Here is a 9,155-nt window from a genome sequence, read left to right on the forward strand (position 1 = left end):
GTCCCTGCAAGGACCTGCACAAGGCCCTGCCGGACAGCGTGGACGGGCTGAAGCGGCGTACCGCCGACCCCGAGTCCGACTTCACCGCGGTCTGGGGCGACCCGGCGGTCTCGCTGCGCTGCGGAGTGAAGCGCCCCGAGATCATCCGGGCCGGTTCCACGACGTACGCGCCGACCACGGGCTCCGTGGAGGCGGACGGCGTCGAGTGGCTGCCGGAGCGGCAGCCGGACGGCAGCGTCCGCTGCACCACGGTGCACCGTGAGGTGTGGGTGGAGGTGACGCTGCCGAAGAAGGTCGCCGGTGACGCGGGCGACATCGGCGCGCTGACCGATCTCGCCGACGCCGTCAAGAAGACGATCCCCTTCGGCTACGTCGACTAGCGGCTAGCGCAGCCCGGTGGGGCGGCGCAGCGCCGCCTGGACGAGCGCGTCCACCAGCTCGGGGTAGCTCAGGCCGGTCTCCTGCCACATGCGCGGGTACATGGAGATGGGCGTGAAGCCGGGCATGGTGTTGATCTCGTTGATGACGAACTCGCCGTCCTCGGTGAGGAAGAAGTCCGCCCGGACGAGACCTTCGCAGGACACCGCGTCGAAGGCCTGGACGGCCAGTTCCTGGACGCGGGCGGTCTGCTCCGGGGTGAGCGGCGCGGGCACGATCCCGGCGGCGGAGTCGATGTACTTCGCCTCGAAGTCGTAGAAGTCGTGCGCGGTGACCGGGGGGATCTCGGCGGGGAGGCTGGCGCGCGGCCCGTCCTCGAACTCGAGCACACCGCACTCGATCTCCCGGCCGCGGAGCAGCGACTCGACGAGGATCTTGGGGTCGTGGCGGCGGGCCTCGGCGATGGCGTCGTCCAGGCCGGAGATGTCGTCGACCTTGGTGATGCCCATGGAGGAGCCGGCGCGGGCGGGCTTCACGAAGAGCGGCCAGCCGTGCTCGCCCGCGAAGTCCACGATCTTCTCGCGGGCGGCGGCCGGGTCGGCCCACTCGCGGGGGCGGATCACCTCGTACGGGCCGACGGGCAGGCCGTAGGAGATGAAGACGCGCTTCATGTACTCCTTGTCCTGGCCGACGGCGGAGGCGAGGACGCCCGCGCCCACGTAGGGGATGCCGGAGAGCTCCAGCAGGCCCTGGAGGGTGCCGTCCTCCCCGTACGGGCCGTGCAGCACGGGGAAGACGACGTCGACCTCGCCCAGGGCCTTGGGCACGGCGCCCGGCTCGCTGTAGACGACCTCGCGGGAAGTCGGGTCGACCGGCAGCACCACGGTGCCGTCGGGCGACTGCGCGACGTCCTCGACGCTGGGCAGCGTCCGGCCGGTGATGGCCATCCGCTCGGGGTCGTCGGCGGTGAGCGCCCAACGGCCGTCCGTGGTAATGCCGATCGGCAGCACGTCGTATTTCGACCGGTCGATGGCGCCGAGCACGGCGCCCGCGGTGACGACCGAGATGGCGTGCTCGGAACTGCGACCGCCGAACACCACCGCGACGCGCGGCTTCCGGCTCCGGTCAGGGCTCTGGGAGGTGGTCTCGCTGCTCATATCGCGACGAGACTACCTGGTGGGCCGGGGTGCGTCAGTGCCGCTCGGCCTTGGCGCTGCGCGACATCAGCTCCTTGAGCGCCACCAGTGGGGGCTTCCCGCCGTGCACGATCTCCACGACGGTCTCCGTGATCGGCATGTCGACGTCGTGGCGGCGGGCCAGATCCAGCACGGACTCGCAGGACTTGACGCCCTCGGCGGTCTGCTTGGTGACGGCGACGGTCTCGGCGAGGGTCATGCCGCGGCCGAGGCAGGCGCCGAAGGTGCGGTTGCGGGAGAGCGGCGAGGCGCAGGTGGCGACGAGGTCGCCCATGCCCGCGAGACCGGCGAAGGTGTGCGCGTCGGCGCCCATGGCGAGGCCGAGGCGGGTGGTCTCGGCGAGGCCGCGGGTGATGAGCGAGGCCTTGGCGTTGTCGCCGAGGCCCATGCCGTCGGCGATGCCCACGGCGAGCGCGATGACGTTCTTGACGGCGCCGCCGAGCTCGCAGCCGACGACGTCGGTGTTGGTGTAGGGGCGGAAGTAGGCGGTGTGGCAGGCGGTCTGGAGGCGCCGGGCGACGGCCTCGTCCGGGCAGGCGACGACGGCCGCGGCGGGCTGCCGGGCGGCGATCTCCTTGGCGAGGTTGGGTCCGGTGAGGACGGCCACGCGCTCCGCGGGGACCTTGGCGACCTCCTCGATCACCTCGCTCATCCGCTTGGCGGTGCCGAGTTCGACGCCCTTCATCAGGGAGACGAGGACGGTGCCGTCGGCCAGCAGGGGCGCCCACTCGGTGAGGTTGCCGCGCAGGGTCTGGGAGGGGACGGCGAGGACGGTGAAGGCCGCGCCCCCGGCCGCCTCGGCGGGGTCGGTGGTGGCCCGTACGGAGGCGGGGAGCTCGACGCCCGGGAGGTAGTCGGGGTTGGTGCGGGTGGTGTTGATGGCGTCGACGAGGGCCTCGCGGCGGCCCCACATGGTCACCTCGCACCCGGCGTCGGCGAGGATCATCGCGAAGGCGGTGCCCCAGGAACCGGTGCCGAAGACGGCGCAGCGCGTCACTTGCTCTCCTCCTGGGCCTTCCTGCGGACCTCGGCGCGGGCCTTGCGGTGGTTGTAGGGCTCGGCGGGGGCGGGCTCGCCGCGCAGTTCGGAGAGCAGGGCCGTGATGGCGGCCATGATGTCCTCCGTGGCGGCGCGCAGCACCTCGGCGGTGGGCTCCTTGCCGTAGTACTTCGAGAGGTCCACGGGCGGGCCCGCGAGCACCCGCAGCGTCTTGCGGGGGAAGAGCCGGAGCTTCTTCTCCTTGGCGTAGGGCGGCATGGCCTCGTGGGCGCCCCACTGGGCGACGGGGACGACGGGCGCGCGGGTGAGCAGCGCCACACGGGCGGCGCCGGTCTTGCCCTCCATCGGCCACAGCTCGGGGTCGCGGGTGAGGGTGCCCTCCGGGTAGAAGGCCACGCACTCGCCCTTCTCGATGGCCTCGACGGCGGCGCGGAAGGCGGTGGCGGCGTCGGTGGTCTCGCGGTAGACGGGGATCTGCCCGGTGCCGCGCAGGACCGCGCCGACGAAGCTGCCCTTGAACAGGGCGGCCTTGGCCAGGAAGCGGGGGACGCGCCCGGTGTTGTACTGGAAGTGCGCGTAGGAGAGCGGGTCGAGATACGAGTTGTGGTTGACGGCGGTGATAAATCCGCCGTCGGCCGGAATGTGCTCCATTCCTCGCCAGTCCCGCTTGAACAGAACCACGAGCGGCGGTTTTGCCAACACCGCGGTAAAGCGGTACCAGAAGCCGATTCTGTGGCGGGACACTCGGACACCCTTCTCTTGGGACCTGGGGGATGTGTGAACCTTGGGGCCGCACAAGTGTCGCCCCAGGTACCCGGTCTGTCGAGAACACCGTAACCCCGCGCTCCCCGGGCGTCTGCGGCAGCGGGTGACAATGAGGCTGTTGCTAAGAGAGGGGGCGGATGTGGTCTGGACTCTGGTGGTGCCGGTGAAACCGTTGTCCGAGGCCAAGAGCCGTCTCGCGGGGGGCCCGGGGCGGGGGCCGGACCGGACCGCGCTGGCGCTGGCCTTCGCGCAGGACACGGTCGCGGCGGCGCTGTCCTGCCACGCGGTGGCCGGTGTGGTGGTCGTCACGGACGATCCGGTGGCGGGCGAGCGGCTCGGGGCGCTCGGGGCGCGGGTGCTGCGGGAGCCGGCGGGCGGAAAGGGGCTGAACGGCGCCCTTGCGCACGGCGCGCGAAGTGTGCGTGCGGGGCGGCCGGGGGCGGCGGTGGCGACGCTGAACGCGGATCTGCCCGCTTTGCGGGCGGTGGAACTCGGGCGGGTGCTCGATTCCGCCGAAGAATTCCCGCGCTCTTTTCTCGCCGATGCGGCGGGAATCGGGACGACACTTCTCGCGGCGGCCCCCGGAATGGAATTGGCTCCGGCGTTCGAGGGACAGTCGCGCAACCGGCACCGGGCGTCGGGGGCCCATGAGATCGAGCTGACGGACGTGGAATCCGTACGCCGGGACGTGGACACGGCGGAGGATTTGCGCGCGGCCCTGGCACTGGGCGTGGGCCCGCGGACGGCGGCCGCGGCCGCCGTACTGCCGCAGCGTGTGGCGGACAGGACGTAGGCTCGGGCCCATGCAGGCCACCGCGTACACCTACGACCCCCAGACCCGCTCCGGCAGCGTGCTGCTGGACGACGGCACTCCCGTACCGTTCGGCACCGCCGCCTTCGACGCGGGCGGCCTCCGCCTCCTCCGCCCGGGCCAGCGGGTCCGCATCGAGTACCGCGAGAACACCATCTCGCTGGTGACACTGCAGACGTTCTAGGACCGCCCCTGCAAGGGGCGCGGGGAACTGCGCGAGCAACCACAACGGACCGGCAGCCGCCGAACAACCCCACGAGCCGAGCTCGTAGGCGACAGGGGCGCGAGGAACGGCGCGACAAGCCACACACAACCCGCAGCCGCGCCCGAAGCCAAAGCGGCACCCCAGTAGGCGCACCGCCATTCCCCCAAGGCACAGCGCCCAGCGACACCGCGGGCCGGGCTCCCCGAAGGGAGCCCGGCCCGGCGCATGACGCCGTCCGCTGCCTTACTTCTTGGCGGCGGCCTTCTTGGCGGTGGTCTTGCGCGCCGTGGTCTTGCGCGCCGGAGCCTTGACCGCGGCGGCCTTCTTGGCCGGAGCGGTCTTCTTCGCCGTGGTCTTCTTGGCGGCGGCCGTGGTCTTCTTCGCGGCCGTCGTCGTCTTCTTGGCGGCGGCCTTGGTGGCCGTGGCCTTCTTGGCCGTGGTGGCGGCCTTCTTGGCGGGCGCGGCCTTCTTGGCCGTGGTCGCCTTCTTCGCGGCGGCCGCGGTGGTCTTCTTGACCGCGGTCACCTTCTTGGCGGTGGTGGCCTTCTTCGCCGTCGCCTTCTTGGCGGTGGCCTTCTTGGCCGCGGCCTTGGTGGTGGCCTTGCCGCCGGTGAGGCTGCCCTTGGGCGCCTTCTTGACCGCGACCTCGCCGCCCTTCGGCAGCTTCTTCGAGCCGCTCACCAGGTCCTTGAAGCCCTGGCCCGCGCGGAAGCGCGGCACCGAGGTCTTCTTGACCCGCACGCGCTCACCCGTCTGCGGGTTGCGGGCGTAGCGGGCCGGGCGGTCGACCTTCTCGAAGGAACCGAAGCCGGTGACCGAGACCCGGTCCCCGGCCACAACCGCACGGACGATCGCGTCGAGTACCGCGTCGACCGCGTCTGCGGCCTGCTGACGGCCGCCGAGCTTGTCGGCAATCGCTTCAACGAGCTGCGCCTTGTTCACGTCTTCCCCTTCGGAGACATTGCTGGAATGCGTTCCAGCCTTTTCGCACGTTAGGCAGATATATACCGCAAATCAAACACGAAACGGTCTAATCACCCTTGTGCCGCAACGAACTCGACCATCACGGAGTTCCGTCACGGTCGGGCTCTTCGGGGAAACGGCCCTCGTCGAGGTCGTTCATCAGCCGGTCCAGACGCTTTGCCGCGCCTGAGAGATCGTGCTTTGCCGCGGCCGTGATGGCCAGCAGCTTCCGGGACAGCGCCATCCGTACGCCCTCCGGGACTTGCAGTGTGCGCACCCGTGAGTGGGCTTGCTTGAGTTGGGCGGCGACGAGCCGGTAAAGCTCGAGTTGGCTGTCGCGTTCCATGCACCGATTGTGCCATCTGAGGCGAGTTGTCGCTTCACAGGGCCTCAACAAAGCGGCGCGCCCCCTGTCCGAAGACAGGGGGCGCATCATGCCAAACCCCGGGTGAGCAGCGAAAATCCGGGTCCCCGAAGCGTCGCGAGCAGGCGCGGAAAGTTGCTCGAAATCCGTGTCAGGACCGGGCCGTGACGGGCGTGGTGGAGGGCTTGTACGGGGGCCTCCGGGTCTCGAAGACGGCGATGTCGGCCTCGTGCCGGAGGGTCAGCCCGATGTCGTCCAGACCCTCCAGGAGTCGCCAGCGCGCGTTCTCGTCAAGGTCGAAATCAGCCGTGATGCCCTCGGCCCGCACCTGCCGGGCGACGAGGTCGACGGTCACCTCGGCGGCGGGGTCGGCCTCGGTGAGCCGCCAGAGCGCGTCGACGGTCTCCTGGGGCAGGACGACGGTCAGCAGTCCGTTCTTGAGCGAGTTCCCGCGGAAGATGTCGGCGAAGCGGGACGAGACGACGGCCTTGAAGCCGTAGTTCTGCAGCGCCCAGACCGCGTGCTCGCGGGAGGAGCCGGTGCCGAAGTCGGGGCCGGCGACGAGCACGGTGGCCCCCCGGCGCTCCGGACGGTTCAGCACGAACTCCGGATCCTTGCGCCAGGCCTCGAAGAGCCCGTCCTCGAAGCCGTCGCGGGTGACCTTCTTGAGCCAGTGCGCCGGGATGATCTGGTCGGTGTCGACGTTGCCGCGGCGCAGCGGGACGGCCCGGCCGGTGTGCGTGGTGAAGGCTTCCATGTCTGCTCAGACCCCTACGGCAGTCGGTACGGCGGATACGTCGGGCAGGTCGGCCGGGGAGGCGAGCGTGCCCAGGACGGCGGTGGCGGCGGCGACCTGGGGGGACACCAGATGGGTGCGGCCGCCCTTGCCCTGCCTGCCCTCGAAGTTGCGGTTGGAGGTCGACGCGGACCTCTCGCCCGGCGCCAGTTGGTCGGGGTTCATGCCCAGGCACATGGAGCACCCGGCGTGCCGCCATTCGGCCCCGGCGGCGGTGAACACCTTGTCCAGCCCCTCGGAGACGGCCTGGAGCGAGACGCGCACCGAGCCGGGGACGACCAGCATCCGGACACCGCCGGCCACGTGACGCCCGTCGAGGACGGCCGCGGCGGCCCGCAGGTCCTCGATGCGTCCGTTGGTGCAGGAGCCCACGAAGACGGTGTCCACACGGATGTCGCGCAGCTCCTGACCCGCCGTCAATCCCATGTATTCCAGGGCCTTTTCGGCCGCCAGCCGGTCCGACGGGTCGGCGAAGGAGGCCGGGTCGGGCACGGAGGAGGCGAGCGGCGCGCCCTGGCCCGGATTGGTGCCCCAGGTGACGAACGGGGAGAGCTCCGAGGCGTCGACGACCACCTCGTGGTCGAAGACCGCGTCGTCGTCCGTGCGCAGGGTGCGCCAGTAGGCGACGGCGGCGTCCCAGTCCTCGCCCTGCGGGGCGTGCGGGCGGTCCTTCAGGTAGGCGAAGGTGGTCTCGTCGGGGGCGATCATCCCGGCGCGGGCACCCGCCTCGATGGACATGTTGCAGACGGTCATCCGCGCCTCCATCGAGAGCTTCTCGACGGCCGGGCCGCGGTACTCGATGACGTACCCCTGGCCGCCGCCGGTGCCGATGCGGGCGATGACGGCCAGGATCAGGTCCTTGGCGGTCACGCCCTCGGGCAGCTCGCCCTCGACGGTCACGGCCATGGTCCGGAACGGGGCCAGCGGCAGGGTCTGGGTGGCCAGCACGTGCTCGACCTGGCTGGTGCCGATGCCGAACGCCAGAGCTCCGAAGGCGCCGTGGGTGGACGTGTGGCTGTCGCCGCAGACGACGGTCGTGCCGGGCTGGGTCAGCCCCAGCTGCGGTCCCACCACGTGGACGACGCCCTGCTCGACGTCGCCCAGCGGGTGCAGCCGTACCCCGAACTCGGCGCAGTTCTTCCGGAGGGTCTCCAGCTGGGTGCGGGAGACGGGGTCCGCGATCGGTTTGTCGATGTCGAGGGTGGGGGTGTTGTGGTCCTCGGTGGCGATGGTCAGGTCGAGGCGGCGGACGCCACGGCCCGCCTTGCGCAGGCCGTCGAAGGCCTGCGGGCTGGTCACCTCGTGGAGCAGGTGCAGATCGATGAAGAGGAGATCCGGCTCGCCCTCGGCGCGCCGGACGACGTGGTCGTCCCAGACCTTCTCCGCGAGTGTCCGTCCCATCGCTGTCCCTCCGGCCGGCGGCGTCGCCGGTGCCTGTGTGTGCTGTGGGTTGCTTGCTCTCCAGGTTGGCGCTTCCGCCGGAAAATTGAACTTGCGTTTCACACTGTGAGACGCAAGTATCGTGACATGGACAATTCCGGTGGCGCCTCGAGCGGCGTGGGCGTACTCGACAAGGCGGCTCTGGTGCTGAGCGCTCTGGAGTCAGGTCCGGCGACGCTGGCCGGGCTCGTGACGGCGACCGGGCTCGCGCGCCCGACGGCGCACCGCCTCGCGGTCGCGCTGGAGCACCACCGCATGGTGGCGCGGGACATGCAGGGCCGTTTCATCCTCGGACCGCGCCTGAGCGAGCTGGCCGCGGCGGCGGGCGAGGACCGGCTGCTGGCCACGGCCGGGCCGGTGCTCACGCACCTGCGGGACGTGACGGGCGAGAGCGCGCAGCTCTACCGGCGGCAGGGCGACATGCGCATCTGCGTGGCGGCCGCGGAGCGGCTGTCCGGACTGCGGGACACGGTGCCGGTCGGCTCCACGCTCCCGATGAAGGCGGGCTCGGCGGCGCAGGTGCTCATGGCCTGGGAGGAGCCCGAGCGGCTGCACCGCGGCCTCCAGGGCGCCCGTTTCACGGCGACGGCGCTCTCCGGCGTGCGCCGCCGCGGCTGGGCCCAGTCGATCGGCGAGCGGGAGCCGGGCGTCGCCTCGGTCTCCGCTCCGGTGCGGGGCCCGTCCAACCGCGTGGTGGCCGCCGTCTCGGTCTCCGGACCGATCGAGCGCCTGACCCGCCACCCGGGCCGGATGCACGCCCAGGCGGTCATCGACGCGGCCGTGCGGCTCACAGAGGCCCTGCGCCGCAGCGGCTGACCCCGGCTCCCCCGCTTTTCACGAGATCCGCCGAAGCCCTGTGAGTGCGTCCGCCCTCACAGGGCTTCGGCGTCCCCGCGCCCGGCGATCCGCAGTGTGATCCTGCTCTCGCCGCCGTGGAAGCGCACGTCCAGGCAGTCGCTGAGACGGCGGGCCAGCCAGAGGCCGTCCTCCGCGCCGGGGGCCGCACCGGGCGGCGCGTAGCCCGCGAGGGCCGGTACGGGGCCGTCCGGCGGCCCGGGACGACGCAGCTCGAAGACGAGGGCACCGGGCTCCTCCCAGGCGCTCAGCGCGACGCGTGCGCCCTCGGGCGCCAGCAGGTGGCCCGCGGCCTCGTGGACGGCGAGCACGGCCAGGGCGGTCCGCTCGCCCGGGAGCCCCGCCGCGGCGGCCCGGTCGCGGGCGAGCGGACCGCCCTGGCC

At 71.7% G+C, this 9,155-nt stretch carries 11 protein-coding genes and 1 pseudogene; 4 read left to right on the plus strand and 8 right to left on the minus strand.

Annotated features, from left to right (window positions below):
• A partial coding sequence (locus tag K6I34_RS24455; RefSeq protein WP_229328495.1) for a DUF3515 domain-containing protein occupies positions 1–380 on the plus strand: 380 nt, incomplete at its 5' end.
• Between the two features lie 3 nt (positions 381–383).
• On the opposite strand, the gene K6I34_RS24460 is transcribed toward K6I34_RS24455, so the two are convergent.
• From K6I34_RS24460 to K6I34_RS24470, 3 genes are read right to left on the minus strand one after another with little or no spacing between them, the layout of a single operon-like run.
• Positions 384–1,535 (minus strand): D-alanine--D-alanine ligase family protein, encoded by a 1,152-nt coding sequence (locus tag K6I34_RS24460; protein WP_229328496.1) that lies wholly within the window; start codon positions 1,533–1,535, stop codon positions 384–386.
• 34 nt (positions 1,536–1,569) lie between these two features.
• A complete protein-coding gene (locus K6I34_RS24465) occupies positions 1,570–2,571 on the minus strand; it encodes an NAD(P)H-dependent glycerol-3-phosphate dehydrogenase (protein WP_229328497.1) in 1,002 nt (333 codons plus the stop codon).
• On the minus strand, positions 2,568–3,317 hold the full coding sequence (locus K6I34_RS24470) for a 1-acyl-sn-glycerol-3-phosphate acyltransferase (RefSeq protein ID WP_229328498.1): 750 nt from the start codon (positions 3,315–3,317) through the stop codon (positions 2,568–2,570). The genes K6I34_RS24465 and K6I34_RS24470 overlap by 4 nt, the downstream gene beginning before the upstream one ends.
• Positions 3,318–3,477: 160 nt before the next feature.
• On the opposite strand from K6I34_RS24470, the gene cofC reads away from it, so the two are divergent.
• Both cofC and K6I34_RS24480 read left to right on the plus strand, forming a co-directional pair.
• Positions 3,478–4,131: a 2-phospho-L-lactate guanylyltransferase gene (cofC, locus tag K6I34_RS24475; protein WP_229328499.1), complete on the plus strand. Its 654-nt coding sequence runs from the start codon at positions 3,478–3,480 to the stop codon at positions 4,129–4,131.
• Positions 4,132–4,141: 10 nt separating this feature from the next.
• Positions 4,142–4,333 (plus strand): hypothetical protein, encoded by a 192-nt coding sequence (locus K6I34_RS24480; RefSeq protein ID WP_229328500.1) that lies wholly within the window; start codon positions 4,142–4,144, stop codon positions 4,331–4,333.
• 264 nt (positions 4,334–4,597) lie between these two features.
• Here the strand turns inward: K6I34_RS24480 and K6I34_RS24485 are convergent, their stop codons facing one another.
• The 4 genes from K6I34_RS24485 to leuC all read right to left on the minus strand — a co-directional run bounded on the left by K6I34_RS24485 (position 4,598) and on the right by leuC (position 7,878).
• Positions 4,598–5,296 (minus strand): HU family DNA-binding protein, encoded by a 699-nt coding sequence (locus tag K6I34_RS24485; RefSeq protein ID WP_229328501.1) that lies wholly within the window; start codon positions 5,294–5,296, stop codon positions 4,598–4,600.
• Between the two features lie 121 nt (positions 5,297–5,417).
• On the minus strand, positions 5,418–5,663 hold the full coding sequence (locus K6I34_RS24490; RefSeq protein WP_229328502.1) for a hypothetical protein: 246 nt from the start codon (positions 5,661–5,663) through the stop codon (positions 5,418–5,420).
• A gap of 169 nt (positions 5,664–5,832) precedes the next feature.
• Positions 5,833–6,438: a 3-isopropylmalate dehydratase small subunit gene (gene leuD, locus K6I34_RS24495; protein WP_229328503.1), complete on the minus strand. Its 606-nt coding sequence runs from the start codon at positions 6,436–6,438 to the stop codon at positions 5,833–5,835.
• 6 nt (positions 6,439–6,444) lie between these two features.
• Positions 6,445–7,878 (minus strand): 3-isopropylmalate dehydratase large subunit, encoded by a 1,434-nt coding sequence (gene leuC, locus K6I34_RS24500; protein WP_229328504.1) that lies wholly within the window; start codon positions 7,876–7,878, stop codon positions 6,445–6,447.
• Positions 7,879–8,004: 126 nt separating this feature from the next.
• Here leuC and ndgR point away from each other — a divergent pair, with 126 nt between their 5' ends.
• Entirely contained in the window at positions 8,005–8,733 is a 729-nt protein-coding gene (gene ndgR / locus K6I34_RS24505; RefSeq protein ID WP_229328505.1) for an IclR family transcriptional regulator NdgR, read from the plus strand.
• Between the two features lie 56 nt (positions 8,734–8,789).
• On the opposite strand, the pseudogene K6I34_RS24510 reads toward ndgR, so the two are convergent.
• Positions 8,790–9,155, minus strand: a pseudogene (locus tag K6I34_RS24510) (ATP-binding protein); the annotation flags it as partial.

Origin of the sequence: Streptomyces sp. UNOC14_S4, assembly GCF_020740835.1 — a bacterium.
Taxonomy (GTDB): Bacteria; Actinomycetota; Actinomycetes; order Streptomycetales; family Streptomycetaceae; genus Streptomyces.

Bases quoted from the DNA above. Each gene is read 5' to 3' on its own strand.
- leuD (WP_229328503.1), bottom strand. From the start codon at position 6,438: ATGGAAGCCTTCACCACGCACACCGGCCGGGCCGTCCCGCTGCGCCGC.
- ndgR (WP_229328505.1), top strand. From the start codon at position 8,005: ATGGACAATTCCGGTGGCGCCTCGAGCGGCGTGGGCGTACTCGACAAG.
- K6I34_RS24480 (WP_229328500.1), top strand. From the start codon at position 4,142: ATGCAGGCCACCGCGTACACCTACGACCCCCAGACCCGCTCCGGCAGC.
- K6I34_RS24490 (WP_229328502.1), bottom strand. From the start codon at position 5,663: ATGGAACGCGACAGCCAACTCGAGCTTTACCGGCTCGTCGCCGCCCAA.
- K6I34_RS24460 (WP_229328496.1), bottom strand. From the start codon at position 1,535: ATGAGCAGCGAGACCACCTCCCAGAGCCCTGACCGGAGCCGGAAGCCG.
- leuC (WP_229328504.1), bottom strand. From the start codon at position 7,878: ATGGGACGGACACTCGCGGAGAAGGTCTGGGACGACCACGTCGTCCGG.